Raw genomic sequence first — 15,255 nt, forward strand, 5'->3', positions numbered from 1 at the left:
ACGGCCACCCGGCGTCTGCGGACGCCTCACCGGTCTTGCTAGGGACAGGACTTCGGGAATAGCTTTCGCGCTGTCGCCGTGGTGACGCGTCCGTCCTCAGCCGACGTGCGCGCCGCAGCCCCCCACAGGCTGGAGTCACCCATGACCGTCTCCTCCCCGCGCGCCTCGGAAACGCCTGTACTGGTCGGAAGGACCGGAGAGTTGCGCTCCCTGGCGGACGCGGTGACGCACCCGCCGTCGGTGGCCCTGGTCGAGGGGGAGGCCGGGATCGGCAAGACCCGGCTGATCCACGAGGCCCTGCGCCGTCCCTCCGTACAGCGCCGTCGCCTCCTTCTGGGAAATTGCCGGCCGCTGCGCGAACCCTTCCCGTACGGGCCGGTCTTCGACCTGTTGCGCCACCTGGCCGGCGGCGTGCCCGCCGTACTCAGCCCCGTCTGCGGTGCGCTGCGCCCGTACCTGCCGGAACTCGCGGACCGGCTGCCGCCGGCCTGCGAGCCGCTGCACGACCCGATGGCCGACCGGCACCGGCTGTTCCGTGCCGTGCGGGCGCTGCTCGACGCGCTGGGCGGGACCGTGATGGCCGTCGAGGATCTGCACTGGGCGGACGACGGCACCCGTGACCTGCTGCGGTTCCTCGTGGACGACCTTCCGGAGGCGCTGTCGGTGGTGCTCAGCTACCGCCGCGAGGAACTGCCGGGCACCGGGCTGCCGTTCGCGCGTGCCTACCGCCACCCGCCAGGGGCCACCGCGGTGATCATCCCGCTCCGGCCCCTGGACGTACCCGCCGTACGCGCCATGTTCGCGGCGCTCGCCGGGGTCGAGGAGCCCTCCCCCGCGCTCGCGGCCGAGCTGCACCGGCGGACCGCCGGCATCCCGTTCGTGGTGGAGGAGGTCGTCCGCGCTCTGCCCAGGGACACATGGCGCGCACAGCGGGCCGAGTGCGAGGCACTGGAGGCGATGCCGGTGCCCACGCTGCTGCGGGAGGCGATCGCCGACCGCATGAGCGTGCTCTCGCCCATGGCGGCGGCGGCCGTGCACGCCGCCTGCGTGCTCCGCGTCCCCTCCCCCGAGGCCCTCATCACCGGCGTCATGCGCGGCACGGCGGGACAGCCGGCCGGGGCGGAGGACTCGGCGGCCGTGCGGGAGGCGCTGCTGGCCGGTGTGCTGCATGAGTGGGGCGACGACCGGTACGGATTGCGGCACGCCCTCGCCCAGCGTGCCGTCTACGCGAGCCTGCCAGGACCCGACCGGCACCGGCTGCACCGGCAGGCGATGTGCTCCCTGGCGGCAGAAGACCCGCAGCCGCTGGTGCAGCTCGCGTACCACGCCCGCCAGGCGGGTGAGCGCACGCGATGGCAGAGGTACGGCGAAGCGGCGGCTTCCGCCGCCCGTGAGGCGGGCGACCTGGCGCTCGCGGTGGGGCTGCTGGAGGAGTTGCTGTCCGAAGGGCGCCTCGGCCGGCTGGAGCGCGCCCGCGTCGCGGTCGAGCTGAGCCGGGACGCGGTGGCCGGGCTCACCCACCGCCGGAGCGCCGAACTGCTGCGCGGCATCGTGCAGGACGGGCGCATACCCGACGGTATACGCGGCGAGATCCGGCTCAATCTGGGCCTGCTGCTCTACAACCAGGCCGGCCGCTACGAGGAGGGCCGGGGCCACACCGAACTGGCCGTCGAGGAACTGCGCGACCGCCCGGCGCTCGCGGCCCGCGGCATGGCGGCCCTGGCCATGCCGGCCTGGGGCGACCACCCTTGCCGCGCCTACGAGCACTGGATCGGGCAGGCCGAGAAGCTGGCGGCCCAGGACCCCGACCCCTCGGTACGCACCGCTGTGCGGGCCAACCACCTGGCGCTGAGGATGAGTTCCGGCGACCCGGCGGTCTGGACGCAGGCGGAAATGCTCATCGAAGGGGCGGGGCCTGACACCGACCGCCGCCAGGTCGCCCGTGCCTGCGGCAACTTCGCCGAGGCAGCCGCCTGCCTCGGCCACTACCGGGCGGCGCACCGGTTCCGCAGGGAGGGGCGGCGACTGGCCGCCGCGTGCGGAGCCGCGTTCTTCGAGGGCATCCTGGAGGGCACCGCGCTGCGCCTGGACTGGTACGAGGGCCGCTGGCAGGGCCTCGCGGCACGGGCCCGGCACGTCCTGGACATGGTGCAGGGCGTCTCGGGCATCGCGGCGGACGCCCACCTCGTTCTGGGGCTGCTCGCCTCCGCGCTCGGCGAGTGGGACGAGGCCGCAGCGGAACTGCGGGCAGCCGGCCTCGCCGACCCGGGAAACGCACCGGCGCCGATACTGGCCACCGCCTCCGGCGCCATGGCGCGGCTGCTCCAGGCCAGGGGCGAGCCGGCCGCGGCCCGGGTCGAGGCCGAGCACGGCATCGCCAGGATCCGCCGCAAGGCCATCTGGCCGTGGGCCGGCGACCTGGCACCGATGGCGGTGGCTGTGCTGGTGCGCGGCGACCACCTGCCGGAAGCTGAGCGGGTCACCGCCGAACTGGCCGAGGGCATCGCGGCGCGTGACGCTCCGCTGGCCTCGGCGGCGCTGGCGGCCTGTCGCGGCATCCTCACGGCCGGCCACGGGCGTTCCGAGGAGGCTGCCGCGCTCTTCGACACGGCCGGCGCCGCGTACGCCGTTCTGCCGCAGCCCTACTCCGCGGCGCGTGCGGACGAGGCGGCTGCGCGCTGCCGCCTCACGGTGGGTGACAGCGGCGCCGCGGCCCAACTCGCCGCGGCGGCCGAGCGGTTCGCCGAGTTGGGCGCCACCCGCGACGCCGCCCGCTGCCGCCGCGTGCTGCGCGGCAACAACGCCCCGCTGCCGTCCCGGCGCGGTCGCCGGGGCTACGGCGACCAGCTCTCGCCCCGGGAGCGCGAGGTCGCCCGGCTGGTCGCGCTCGGGCGCACCAACCGGGAGATCGCCGGCGTGCTGTTCCTCTCGCCGCGTACCGTCGAACACCATGTCGCCAGGGTGCTGCGCAAGCTCAAGGCCGGTGCACGGGCCGAGGTCGCCCGGCTGTGACCGCAGTTCCCGCCCGGCGACGCGCCCGCCCGACGGCGCTCCCGCGCGCGTCCCCAGAACACCGCCGCGCCGCTCGTGAGGGCCAGTTCGTGAAGGCCAGTTCGTGCGGACGAACACGTGCGGACGAACGCGTGCGGACAGCCCCGTGCGAACGAACCCGTGGGCACAAAGGGGGCGGTGGTCGGCCGGTGAAGCCAGGGCGACAGGTCCGCGTCGGGCAACGGGAGCCCGCGCCTCCGGTGCGCGGCCCCTCCGGAATTTTATGCGTACCCCTACCTAACGAATCCCGGATTGTTTTCCCCTCGCACCTCTGCGAACTGTGAGACGGGAGAGCGCCGTTGGCCCGTACCAGCGACGCACCTGCCGGCGAATCCTCGCCGGAACACCCGCACCACAGGAGGAGAAGTATGCGAGGCAAGTTACTCCTGAGATCTGTTCTCGTGGCAGTGGTGACGGTGGCCGCCGGGCTGCTGGGAACCGGAGCCCAAGCCGCGCCCCTCCCCTCGGACGGGCCTGTCGCGGCGACCAGTGTCGAGGCCCAGGGCGAGGGCATCACGGCGGAAGAGCTCGAAGCAGCGGCGGCGAATCCGCGGGCCATGGAGCCTCCTCCGGGCGGCTGGAGCGTCCCCAGCGACCGCGCCTACCACCTCTTGTCCTCCTGCCAGCCGTACGCAGGGCAGATCGCCCAGGGCGCGGCTGCCTGGGCCGGCCTCAACCAGACCACGAACAGCGACACCCCCGTCGAGTGCCGGAACACCTACATCAGCGACTGCGGCGGAGGCGGCAGGATCGTCGGCTGCAACTGGGGCCGGGGCCAGCGCATCGCCCTGTTCATGGGCGGCGTCAGCGACCAAAGGCTGCTGGCGGCCCACGAGTTCGGCCATGACTGGTACGGCCACTCCAGCTATCAGTGCGCCGGCTGGACCAGCCCCTCGCACGTGATGGCGCCGTCACTGTGCGGCTTGCGAGCCGGTATCGACGGCCCCGTGCGCATCGACTGACCACACCATCGGCCGGGCGGACTCCTCTTTCCGCGAGGGCGTACGGCCCGTCTCTCCGCGAGGGCGTACGGCCCGTCTCTCCGCGAGGGCGTACGGCCCGCGCGCCTCACAGCGGCCACTGAAGGGGCCGGTGGTGCATGCCGCCGCCGGCCCCTTCACCAGGGTCAGGGCGCGGTGCGCGGGCGGTCGGCGGGTGGCGGGGGTGTACGGGGCGCCGCCTCCTTCGCCGCGCCGGCCGCGCGTTCGGCGGCCACCGGGATGAGGAAGGCGGCCAGCAGCGGTCCGACCGCGATGAGCGCGAAGCCCGTGGCGTAGCCGCCGACTCCGATGGCGCCGCCGAGCACGGCGGGTGCGACCACGCCCGTACCGTTCTGAAGGGTGTTCTGGACGCCCAGCGCCCTGCCTCTGCGCTCGCCCTTGGCGAACTCGGCGACGGTGGTGGCGATGAGCCCCGAGCCCGTGATCAGCGAGGTCACGGCGAGCAGCACCACGGCGGAGCCGAGGCGCGTTCCCACGGCGGCGCAGACGATCAGTGCCGCCATCACTGCCACGTTGACGACGGCGATGCCCCGCATCAGGCCCAGCCTGCGGCCGATACGGTCCGACCTGTGTCCGACGATCGGCCGTGTCACGACGGTGAGGAGCAGGGCGACGCTCATCGCCTGGCCCGCGCTGGAGGTCGACCAGCCCTGCGCGTCGACGAGATAGCTGACGGTGAACGTCATGAGGGTGATCTGCGGCAGGAACAGCAGCACGCTCACCCCGTACATCCGGCGCAGCGCTGACCGTTGGCGCGTTTCCGCCGACAGCTTCGCGGTCCTGTCGGTCCCGTCCGACCCGTCGGTAGCGGCCGTCTCGGTGGCCTCCTCGTCGCGCGGCGGAGCGCCGCGGACGAACAGCGCGACCAGTAGGGCGACGACCAGACAGCAGCCCCCCATGATCACGAACGCGGCGCGGAAGCCGTGCGTGTCGGCGAAGCCCGGCAGCAGCGCGGCGGCGAGAGCGGCGCTGAGCGGCGTGGACGTCTGCGTGATGCTCATGGCGAGCCCGCGCTGGCGTGCGGGGAACCAGCCCATCACCAGCCGTGCGCTGGGCGCGTACACCGATCCTGCGGTGAGCCCTACGAGGGCGAGGAAGAAGCCCAGCAGTATCAGGTTCCCGGCGAGCGAGGCGCCGACGACGGAGAGCCCGCACAGCAGCAGCCCCCAGGCCATGACGGCCCGCTCCCCGAAGCGGTCGGCCGCGATGCCCCAGCCCAACAGGCCGACGGCGAGGCCGCAGTTGGAGAGCCCGACCAGGAGGCCGCCGGTGCTGAGCGCGAGGTCCCGCTCGGACCGCAGGGCCGGCAGGAGCAGGGAGAGCTGGTAGATGGCGGTCGCCCCGACCGCCCAGGCAGAGAGCCCGAGCGCCATCATCACCCAGCGCGCCGGGCTCTCCCGCGCCGCGTCGCCGGGCCCGTCCCCGTGCTGTACGCCGTCCGGGCCTTCGCCCTGCCGCACGCCGCCGGGCCCGTCCCCGTGCCGCCCTTCGTCCGGGTTTTCGCGCTGCCGCCCGTCGTCCGGTGCTTCACCGCTCATGGTCGTGACGCACCCAGGCGACGAGGGCTTCCAGGCTGTCGAGGTGCCCGTGCCGGCCCGGCGGGTCGGGGCAGTCCCCGTACGGGTCGAGGTGCAGGGGCCGTACGCCGGCGGCGTGTGCGCCGTCGACATCGATACGGGCCGTGTCCCCGACGTAGACGGCCTGTTCGGCCGCGATGCCCAGCCGGTCGAGGGCCAGCGCGAAGATGCCGGGGTCCGGTTTGGCGACGCCGACCAGCGCCGAGTCGATGATGAACGCGACCGGCAGCCCTGGCCCGGGCCCCTTCTGGCACACCTTCGCCTCCCGCAACTGCTCGGCGACCAGGCCGATCGAGTTGGAGACGACCGCGTGGGTCACCGGCAGCGCGCCCATGGCGCCCAGTACGGCGGGGGTCGCCAGCGGTGAGGGTATGGCGAAGTTGTGGCCGTCGAAGACCTCACCCAGTTCGGCCGCAGCCGCCTCGACCCGCGCCCCCGGGACGCCGCATGCCCGTACGTACGTCCGCATGTACCGCATACGGTCGCGCTCCGGAAAGGCATCCGTCGCGGCCGTCGCGAGGAAGTGCGCACGGTGCAGGAGGCCGGCTGCGGGATCGGCGCCGTACCGGTTCAGCACCGGCAGGGAGCGCGCCGGAGCGGGCATGATCAGCACTCCCCCGGCGTCCAGCAGCACGGCCTCGACGGGGCGCACGCGCGCGGCCGGTGACCCGGCGGCCGGTGATCCAGCGGTCCGTCCAGCAGTCATCTGGTCTCCACACGCGTGGGGGCGGCATCGGGTGTGCCGTACCACCCGGGCTTCTCGTGTTCCTCGTAGTACACCGTCTCGCCGTTCCTGAGCCCGGCCGCACAGGTGGTGACCTTGCGGACGGTGAGCCGTTCCATCGGCGGCAGCTGGTCGTCGGGGCCGAAGAAGCCGTAGTCGGCGATCTCTTCGGGACGCATCCGGATTCCCGCGGCCTCCTCGGCCGAGATCCGGCCGCCGAAGACAAATACGTTCGACGGAGCGCGCGGTGGCCACGGCGGGATCCAGATCACCCCGATGAGCCGGTCGAGTACGGGTGTGAGGGCCAGCTCTTCCGCCACCTCGCGCAGACAGGTCTCCCGGGGCGACTCACCCGCGTCGATCACCCCGCCCGGCAGGTCCCACACCGGCTTGTAGCTGGGCTTGGCCAGCAGCACCCGGTCGTGCGCGTCCAGGAGGAGCGCGCCCGCCGAGCCGCGGCTGCGGGCGAGGCTCGCGTAATAGGCCGACTCCGCCGGTGGCGCTCCTGACGACTTTCCTGACGGAGCGTCAGGCATCGGCCGCCAGCTTACGGTTGGCGCTCCACTCCTGGCCCTCGGGCTCGAAGAGAAGGTTCTCGGCGATACCGGCGGCGCCGCCCCGCAGGATGCCCTGGAAGATCGCCGTACGGGCGCTCATCTCGATCCGCGCGAGGTTCTCCACCGCCTCGTGCAACCCGCGCGCGACGGTGAAGGCGCCGTGGCGGTACAGCAGGAAGCCGATGCCGTGCTGCTTGATCTCCTCGGCGCGGGGGACCAGCTTCTCCTCCAGCTGCGGGATCAGCTGCATGTCCTTGGCGGCGATGTCGGGGCGCTGCGAGAGCCCTTCGGGGACCGTGACCTGCGGCGCGTCCTCGGAACCCGCCAGGACCTTGCGCTTGATCGCGGTGTCGTCCGCGATGAGGCACGGCACCTCGCCGAGCGTGTCGAGCTGGTTGACACAGGAGGGGACGCCGATGCCCAGCGAGGCGAACGCCAGGGAGTAGGTGGCGTGCGCGTGCACGATGGCCCCGGCGTCGGGGAACCTGTCGTAGATCTCCATGTGCAGCAGGGCGCTGGTCGGCCCGGGCCTGCTGGTCTGCTCGACGACCTCGCCCGTCGAGGAGATCACCATCATGTCGCGCGCGGTGACCTTCCACCGGCTGAACGCCGAGCCGGTGGCCGTGATGATGATGTCGCCGCTGTCGGCCCGGACGCTCAGGGCGCCGCCCGTGGGGTCGAGCAGCCCCAGCCGCATCATGTCGTTGATGGTGTCGACCAGGAGTTCGCGTTCTGCTGCATAACGCATGGGATCACCTCTGCTGGGATACGGCCGAGTGGTGATCGCCACGTTACGAGGACGGCCTACACGCCCCCCATAAAGCCTCCACAACGGCCGGAGCCCGCACCCCAACCCCCTTCATCCGGGCCCTACTTGAGCGCACCCGCCGTCAGGCCCGCCTGCACCTGCCGCTGGAAGACCGCGTAGACGACCAGTACCGGCAGCATGGCGATCGTCAGGCCAGCGAACAGGGCGCCCCAGTCGCCCCGGTACCCCTGGGAGACGGCGAGGGAGGCGAGGCCCTGCGGGAGCACGTAGTTGTTCTCGTTCTCGTTGTTCAGCAGCAGCGGCAGCAGGTACTGGTTCCACTGGCCCAGGAAGTTGAAGATCCCGATGCTCACCAGCCCCGGCTTGGCCATGGGCATCATGATCTGGAAGAACGTGCGGGTGTGCGAGGCGCCGTCGACCATCGCCGCCTCCTGCACGCCGGAGGGGAGCGTACGGAAGAACGAGGTCAGGAAGAACGTGGTGAACGGCAGCGAGTAGGCGATGTACGCGACCATCAGCCCCGGTCTGGTGTCCAGCAGGCTCAGGTTGTCCATGATCGTGAACAGCGGTACCAGCGCCAGGATCACGGGGAACATCATTCCCCCGGCGAAGAGCAGGAAGACGAACCTGTTGCCGGGGAAGGTGAAGCGGGCGATCACGTAGGCGGCCATCGAGCCGAGCAGCATGGTGCCGGTGAGCGAACCCGCCAGGATCACCAGGGAGTTGAGCGCGTAACGGCCGATCTTCGCCTCGGTCCAGGCCGTGGTGAAGTTCTCCCAGTGCGCCGCGATCGGCAGGCCCATCGGGTCGTTGAGGATCTCGCCCGAGGAGCGGAAGGCCGTCATGGCCACCCAGATCAGCGGCCCCGCCGCCATCACCACCCACAGCACGAGGAACGCGTGGGAGAAGACGTTCAGCGTGACGCCCTCGACGCTCTGACTGCCCTGCTTCCGTGGCCTGCGCTGCCTTCGCCGTCCCGGGTACGCGCCGGCGGGTGTGTCCTCGGCGGGTGCCGGGGTCGGAACTGTGGTCATGATGCTGTGGCTCCCGCTCTCAGTATTCGATCCGGTCGCGGTTCCCGATCCTCATGATGAGCAGCGAGAACACCACGCTGAGGACGAGAAGGACGACACCGATGGACGTGGCATAGCCGAACTGGCCCTCCCTGAAGCGCTCGTAGAGGAAGACGGGGGTCACCTTCAGCGCGTGCTTGGGGACCATGACCAGCACGATCGCGAAGGAGTCCAGCGCCTGGATGCCCATGTAGATCCAGCCGGTGCGCACGGTGTCCCAGATCAGCGGCAGGGTCACCTTGAAGAAGGTCTTGCCGCGGCCGGCGCCGTCCAGCAGCGCCGCCTCGTAGATGTCCTTGGGAATGGCGCCCATCGCGGCGGAGAACAGCACCACGTAGAAGCCGACGAAGCTCCAGCAGAGCACGGTGAGCGTGGCGATCAGCGCGAGGCTGTACTCGCCGCCCAGCCACGCCTGTTCGAAGTCGCCGAGCCCCACGGCTTCGAGCCCGCCGTTGAGCAGGCCGCTGCGGGTGCTGAAGACGCGCTGCCAGACCACCGCGATGATCGCGATGGAGAGCACCTGCGGGAAGAAGTAGACGACCTTGTAGACCGAGGAGCCGGCCACACCGGAGATGGCCTGCCCCTTACGGTGCCGCCCGCCCGAGGTGATCATGAAGGCGAAGAAGATGCCCAGGACGAGGGTGATGAGCGGCGCGACGAACAGCAGCAGGAGGCTGGTCGTCGTGGAGTCCCAGAACCTCTCGTCGTTCCACATCTTCTCGTAGTTGCCGAACCCGATGAAGTTCGCCGTCGCGCCGCCCGACCAGTCCGTGAAGGAGTACCAGATCGCCTGGAAGAAGGGCGAGATGACGAATATGGCGTAGAAGAGCAGCGGGAGGGCCAGGAATCCCAGAATGAAACGGTATTTGTCCAGCGTGCGATACCTGCGGTCATAACGCACCCGCGCCGGAGTGAACCGGGGCGGCATGAAGACCGCCGCGATGAACAACAGCTTGCTGCCCAGGCCGAGTTCACGCCAGGGTACAAAGCTCTTCGTGATGGGCGCAGGGGTACGCGCCTGTTCCTCGGTCTTCACGCCGCTCCGTGCTCCGCTCTCGGTTCCGCCGCGCTCAGGACGCCGCTGCCGACTCCGCCGCTTTCGGCTTCGCTTACGGTTCAGCCGCGCTCAGGACTTCTTGATCTTGTCGATGTCGGGGTCCTTGGCGATCCGGTCGCATGCCTTCTGCATGGTGTCCATCGCCTGCTTCACCGTCATGTCGCCGAGCATGAACTTGCCCATGACGCCGTTGAAGTCCTGCTCGAACAGCTCCGTGTACCACTCCTTGAAGAAGGGGATCACGATGTTGTCACCGGCCGCCTTGATGGCCTTCTGCGAACTGTCGACGCCCGGCGGCAGATCCATTCCGTCGATCGCGCCCTTGACCGCGGGGATCGAGGAGACCTCCTTGAAGAAGTTACGGGCGGCCTCCTTGCTGTACATCATGCGCAGCCATTCCATGCCGCCCCTGAGATTCTGCGCGTCGGCGGGGAGCATGAAGGGTTCGCCGGGCGGCGCGTAGAGCGTGCCGAACGGCATGACGTCGCTCTTGTCGAGCGAGGGCGTGGCGCCCACGGTCATCCGGAAGTCCTTCGGCGTGGTGTCCTTCGCCTCGTTCTCCACCCATGAACCGTCGGGGATGAAGACGGCGCTGCCCTTGGTCCAGGCGGTCTGGGCCTCGATATGGGCCTCCTTGCCGTCGAATCCGCCGAGGACGTACTTCTTCGCCACCAGCTCTTCGAACGCCTCGAAGACGGACTTGATCGCATCGTGTTTCCAGGCGTTGGGCTCCAGATAGTCCATGGCCTCCAGCACCTTGCGCCCGCCGACCTGGGCGAACATCGCGTACATGCTGAAGAGCATGTAGCGGGGGTGGCCACCTGGATAGGTCCAGCCGTGAATTCCCTTGGACTTCGCCTTCTTGCAGACGGCGATCATGTCGTCCCAGGTCTTCGGGTACTCGACCTCCAGCGTCTCGTCGAGCATCTTCTGCGAGTACCAGTTCCCGTACACGGTCATCGCGATGTTGAGCTGATAGCAGCCCTTGGTGCCGAAGGTACCCATTTCCACCGTGCCGGGCACCAGAACGTCGCGTACCTTCACCTTCGGGTCGTCCCACGACGGTGCGTCGAGAAGCGCTTCGTAGTCGGCGGCCTGCTTGTTCTTGACCAGCTTCCCGATATTCATGACGTCTTCGCCCGAGTTGTTGACCATGTCGGGCGGGTCGCCCTTCACCAGACGCGGCTGCACCTGGGTGGCGATCTTCTCCGTTGCTTTCTGGTCGACCTTCGCATCGGGGTAGCGCTTCTTGTACATGTCGGTGACGAACTGCGCGTACTTGTCGTCATATCCGCCGTTGAAGATATAGACCTGAAGCGCCGCGTCCTCCTTCACACCGAGGGGGTTCTTGGCCGACTTCTTGCCCTCTTCGGACTTCTTGTCGTCGCCACCCCCGGTCGCACAGGAGGAGAGCGCGCCCACGGCGGGTACCGCGAGAAGGCCGGCCGCTGTGGCCCGCTTCATCACATCACGACGGTTGACGCTGGTTGATCCCATGCTCAAGTCCTCGCCTTCTCCAGGACTCAGGCGGTGTACCGGTCTCCCGTCAACTCGCCACAGGCGAAGGGCCCGACACCGCGGGTCAGTTGAAGCTGGGGTCGTACAGGTCGTACGGATGGTGCACCAGAGAAACGGAGCCCGCGCGCGGTTACCGTTCGAGGTGGGATAGGTATAGTCCACTCTTCGCCAACTGGGCAAGATCGAGAGCGTTTCCACCCGCCATCTTTCCCGAGTTGAGACCTGTGCGTGTTCCCCGACTTCCCCGGTCTCTTCCGCCCCCTTGACACCAAAGAGCGCAGGTACATTACTTGGCTCTGAAATTCACAACCTGACAACGTTGTCGGCCCCGTTGAGAGGTCCGCGTGCGACAGAGACAGCTGCCCCGACTTCTGACCGGACAGCGGGCGGAGCACCCCACCGCCCCGCGCAGGCGGGGCGTACGGCGCCCTGCCGTCCTGGTGGTACTCGCCCTGCTCGCCACCACGACCGCACAGGCCACGGCCACCGCGGCACCCGACCCGGGCTCCGCGCCACGCGGCACCGGATTCGCCTCCTCCTTCGAGGCCGACGATCCGCCGCCCACCTGGCTCGACACCGTCGAGACCGGCCCCGACGGCAGGCCGCGCGCCGACGGCGTCTCGCCCGAGGGCGCCCCCGGCACCGACGGTCTGACCACGGCTCCGGGCCAGGGCCCGGAGTCCTCGCCGACGGCCAAGCCCAAGGCCGGCTTCACCGGAAAGCGCGCACTGCGCTACGCCGGCACCCACCAGGCGCAGGGCCGCGGATACGCGTACAACAAGGTCTTCGACACGGACGTGACCGTCACCCGCGACACCGTGCTCTCCTACCGGCTCTTCCCCGAGATGACCGGCGAGGACCGCTCCTACTCCGCCACCAATGTCGCCGTCGACCTCGCCTTCACCGACGGTACGTACCTGAGCGACCTGCGCGCCGACGACCAGCACGGCGTGCGCCTCAGCCCGCGCGCCCAGGGCGCCTCCAAGACGCTGCTCGTCAACCAGTGGAACAGCAAGGAGGCCCGGATCGGCCGCGCGGCCGAGGGCAAGACCGTCGACCGCGTCCTGGTCGGCTACGACGCGCCCAAGGGCGGCGGCCCCTTCGCCGGCTGGATCGACGACGTACGCCTCGCACCGGAGGCGCCGGCCAAGCCCAAGGCGCACCCGTCCGACCATGTGGCCACCAACCGGGGCACCAACGCCAGCGGCGACTTCTCGCGCGGCAACAACTTCCCCGCCACCGCCGTGCCCCACGGTTTCAACTTCTGGACCCCGGTGACCAACGCCGGTGCCAAGGACTGGCTGTACGAGTACGCGCGCAAGAACAACGAGGACAACCTCCCCACCCTCCAGGCGTTCAGCGCCAGCCATGAGCCGAGCCCCTGGATGGGCGACCGGCAGACCTTCCAGGTCATGCCGTCCACGGCACAGGGCACCCCCGACGCCTCACGCAAGGCGCGCGCGCTGCCCTTCCGGCACGCCAAGGAGACGGCCAAGCCGCACCACTACGGCGTCACCTTCGAGAACGGGCTGCGCACCGACATCGCACCCACCGACCACGCCGCGATGATGCGCTTCGCCTTCCCGGAGCCGTCGGACGCCAAGGCGTCGAACGGCAAGGCGTCGAACGGCAAGGCGTCGAACGGCAAGGCACAGGGCGGCAAGGCACAGGGCGGCAAGGCACAGGGCGGCGCGAACCTGATCTTCGACAACATCGACGACAACGCCGGCCTCACCCTGGACCGCGAGAAGGGCACCGTCAGCGGGTACTCCGACGTCAAGAGCGGCTCCTCGACCGGCGCTACCCGGATGTTCGTCCACGCCGAGTTCGACGCACCCGTCACCGGCGGGGGCAAGCTGCAGGGCGGCGGAAGCAAGGACGCCACCGGCTACCTGCGCTTCGACCCGGGCGCCGACCGTACGGTCTCGATGCGCATCGCCACGTCCCTCATCAGCGTCGACCAGGCCAAGGACAATCTGCGCCAGGAAATACCGGCCTCCGCGACCTTCGAGAGCGTCAAGGACAGGGCGCAGAAGCAGTGGGACAAGCTGCTGGGCGTCATCGAGGTCGAGGGCGCCACGCCGGACCAGCTCACCACGCTCTACTCCAACCTCTACCGGCTGTACCTCTACCCCAACTCCGGCCATGAGAGGGCCGGTTCACGGACGCGCTACGCCAGCCCCTTCTCGCCGGCCGAGAAGCCCGACACCCCCACCGAGACCGGCTCGAAGATCGTTGACGGCGAGGTCTACGTCAACAACGGCTTCTGGGACACCTATCGCACCACCTGGCCCGCCTACTCCTTCCTCAGCCCCAAGCGGGCGGGGAAGCTGGTCGACGGCTTCGTGCAGCACTACAAGGACGGCGGCTGGACGTCCCGTTGGTCCTCACCCGGCTACGCCGACCTGATGACCGGCACCTCCTCCGACGTGGCCTTCGCCGACGCGTACGCCAAGGGAGTCGACTTCGACACAAAGGCCGCCTACGAGGCCGCGCTCAAGAACGCCACCGTCGCGCCGCCCGACCCCGGGGTCGGCCGCAAGGGCATGAACACCTCGCCCTTCCTCGGCTACACGAGCACGGACACCAAGGAGGGCATGTCCTGGGCCCTTGAGGGCTACCTCAACGACGCCGGCATCGCCCGGATGGGCAAGGACCTCTACAAGAAGACCGGCGAGAAGCGCTACAAGGAGGAGTCCGCGTACTTCCTCCAGCGGGCCCAGAACTACGTCCACCTCTTCGACAAGAAGGTCGGCTTCTTCCAGGGCCGCAACCCCAACGGGAGCTGGCGCCTCTCGCCCGAGTCCTACGACCCGCGCGTGTGGGGCCACGACTACACCGAGACCAACGGCTGGAACTTCGCCTTCACCGCGCCCCAGGACACCCGCGGTCTCGCCAACCTGTACGGCGGCAGGTCCGGCCTCGCCAAGAAGCTGGACACCTACTTCGCCACCCCGGAGACGGGGGAGGAGAAGTACGCGGGCAGCTACGGCCGCGTCATCCACGAGATGACCGAGGCCCGCGACGTGCGCATGGGCATGTACGGCCACAGCAACCAGCCCGCGCACCACATCGCCTACACCTACGACGCGGCGGGCCAGCCGTGGAAGACGCAGGAGAAGGTCCGCGAGGTGCTCTCGCGGCTCTACACCGGCAGCGAGATCGGCCAGGGCTACCCCGGTGACGAGGACAACGGCGAGATGTCCGCCTGGTACGTCTTCAGCGCCCTCGGCTTCTATCCCCTCGTGATGGGCTCGCCCGAATACGCCGTCGGCTCCCCCCTGTTCACCAAGGCGACCGTCCACCTGGAGGGCGGCAAGGACCTCGTGATCAAGGCGCCCAGGAACAGCGCCAAGAACGTCTACGTCCAGGGCCTCAAGGTCAACGGCAAGAAGTGGACCTCGACAGCCCTCCCCCACAAGCTCCTCGCCAAGGGCGGCACCCTGGAGTTCGACATGGGCCCGAAGCCGTCCAAGTGGGGCACGGGCAAGAAGGCCGGCCCCACCTCGATCACCAAGGGCGACAAGGTGCCCTCGCCGCAGCGCGATGTGACGGTACCCGACGCCGGCAACGCCCTGACCGACAACACCTCGGACACCGGCGCCACCGTCACCGACACCCCGGTGAAGGTGGAGAAGGGCCCGCGCGTCACCTCGTACACCCTCACCTCTGACGCCAAGGAAAAGGCTCCGGACGGGTGGGTACTGGAGGGCTCACGGGACGGCAAGAAGTGGAAGGCGGTCGACCGGCGTAAGGGCGAGACGTTCCGCTGGGACAAGCAGACCCGGGTCTTCGACGTGGCGAAACCCGGCCACTACGACCGCTACCGCCTCGTACCACGGCGGGACGGCTCGCGCCTGGCCGAGTGGGAGTTGCTGGGCTAGCCCTTCCGGCACCTCCCGGCGCTTCGACGGCAGCACGCGGGGCA

Annotated in this window: 10 protein-coding genes; 3 read left to right on the forward strand and 7 right to left on the reverse strand. The window is 69.8% G+C overall.

The window, feature by feature from the left end; translation table 11 throughout:
- Positions 1-141 precede the first annotated feature (141 nt).
- Together NMN56_RS16930 and NMN56_RS16935 are read left to right on the forward strand one after the other, a co-directional pair.
- Entirely contained in the window at positions 142-3,012 is a 2,871-nt protein-coding gene (locus tag NMN56_RS16930; RefSeq protein WP_274045374.1) for an ATP-binding protein, read from the forward strand.
- Between the two features lie 440 nt (positions 3,013-3,452).
- The gene (locus NMN56_RS16935) at positions 3,453-4,013 is read left to right on the forward strand and encodes a hypothetical protein (protein WP_280842854.1); all 561 of its coding nucleotides are present in this window, start codon (positions 3,453-3,455) and stop codon (positions 4,011-4,013) included.
- A gap of 164 nt (positions 4,014-4,177) precedes the next feature.
- On the opposite strand, the gene NMN56_RS16940 is transcribed toward NMN56_RS16935, so the two are convergent.
- The 7 genes from NMN56_RS16940 to ngcE all read right to left on the reverse strand — a co-directional run bounded on the left by NMN56_RS16940 (position 4,178) and on the right by ngcE (position 11,306).
- Positions 4,178-5,590, reverse strand: coding sequence for an MFS transporter (locus tag NMN56_RS16940; protein ID WP_274045371.1), 1,413 nt, complete (start codon positions 5,588-5,590; stop codon positions 4,178-4,180).
- Positions 5,580-6,335: an HAD family hydrolase gene (locus NMN56_RS16945; RefSeq protein ID WP_274045370.1), complete on the reverse strand. Its 756-nt coding sequence runs from the start codon at positions 6,333-6,335 to the stop codon at positions 5,580-5,582. Before NMN56_RS16945 ends, NMN56_RS16940 begins: the two co-directional genes overlap by 11 nt.
- Positions 6,332-6,889 carry an NUDIX domain-containing protein gene (locus NMN56_RS16950; RefSeq protein ID WP_274045369.1) on the reverse strand — a complete coding sequence of 186 codons (558 nt, stop codon included), beginning with the start codon at positions 6,887-6,889 and terminating at the stop codon, positions 6,332-6,334. Before NMN56_RS16950 ends, NMN56_RS16945 begins: the two co-directional genes overlap by 4 nt.
- Positions 6,882-7,658, reverse strand: coding sequence for a class II aldolase/adducin family protein (locus NMN56_RS16955; RefSeq protein WP_274045368.1), 777 nt, complete (start codon positions 7,656-7,658; stop codon positions 6,882-6,884). The genes NMN56_RS16950 and NMN56_RS16955 overlap by 8 nt, the downstream gene beginning before the upstream one ends.
- 122 nt (positions 7,659-7,780) lie before the next feature.
- Positions 7,781-8,713: a carbohydrate ABC transporter permease gene (locus NMN56_RS16960; protein ID WP_274045367.1), complete on the reverse strand. Its 933-nt coding sequence runs from the start codon at positions 8,711-8,713 to the stop codon at positions 7,781-7,783.
- A 19-nt stretch (positions 8,714-8,732) separates the two neighbouring features.
- Entirely contained in the window at positions 8,733-9,680 is a 948-nt protein-coding gene (locus tag NMN56_RS16965) for a carbohydrate ABC transporter permease (protein ID WP_274045467.1), read from the reverse strand.
- A gap of 198 nt (positions 9,681-9,878) precedes the next feature.
- Complete coding sequence (gene ngcE / locus NMN56_RS16970) at positions 9,879-11,306, reverse strand: N-acetylglucosamine/diacetylchitobiose ABC transporter substrate-binding protein (protein ID WP_274045366.1); 1,428 nt, start codon at positions 11,304-11,306, stop codon at positions 9,879-9,881.
- Positions 11,307-11,767: 461 nt separating this feature from the next.
- Here ngcE and NMN56_RS16975 point away from each other — a divergent pair, with 461 nt between their 5' ends.
- Complete coding sequence (locus NMN56_RS16975; RefSeq protein ID WP_274045466.1) at positions 11,768-15,211, forward strand: GH92 family glycosyl hydrolase; 3,444 nt, start codon at positions 11,768-11,770, stop codon at positions 15,209-15,211.
- The last annotated feature ends 44 nt before the right edge of the window (positions 15,212-15,255 follow it).

The organism is Streptomyces iconiensis (genome assembly GCF_028657195.3).
Lineage (GTDB): Bacteria > Actinomycetota > Actinomycetes > Streptomycetales > Streptomycetaceae > Streptomyces > Streptomyces iconiensis.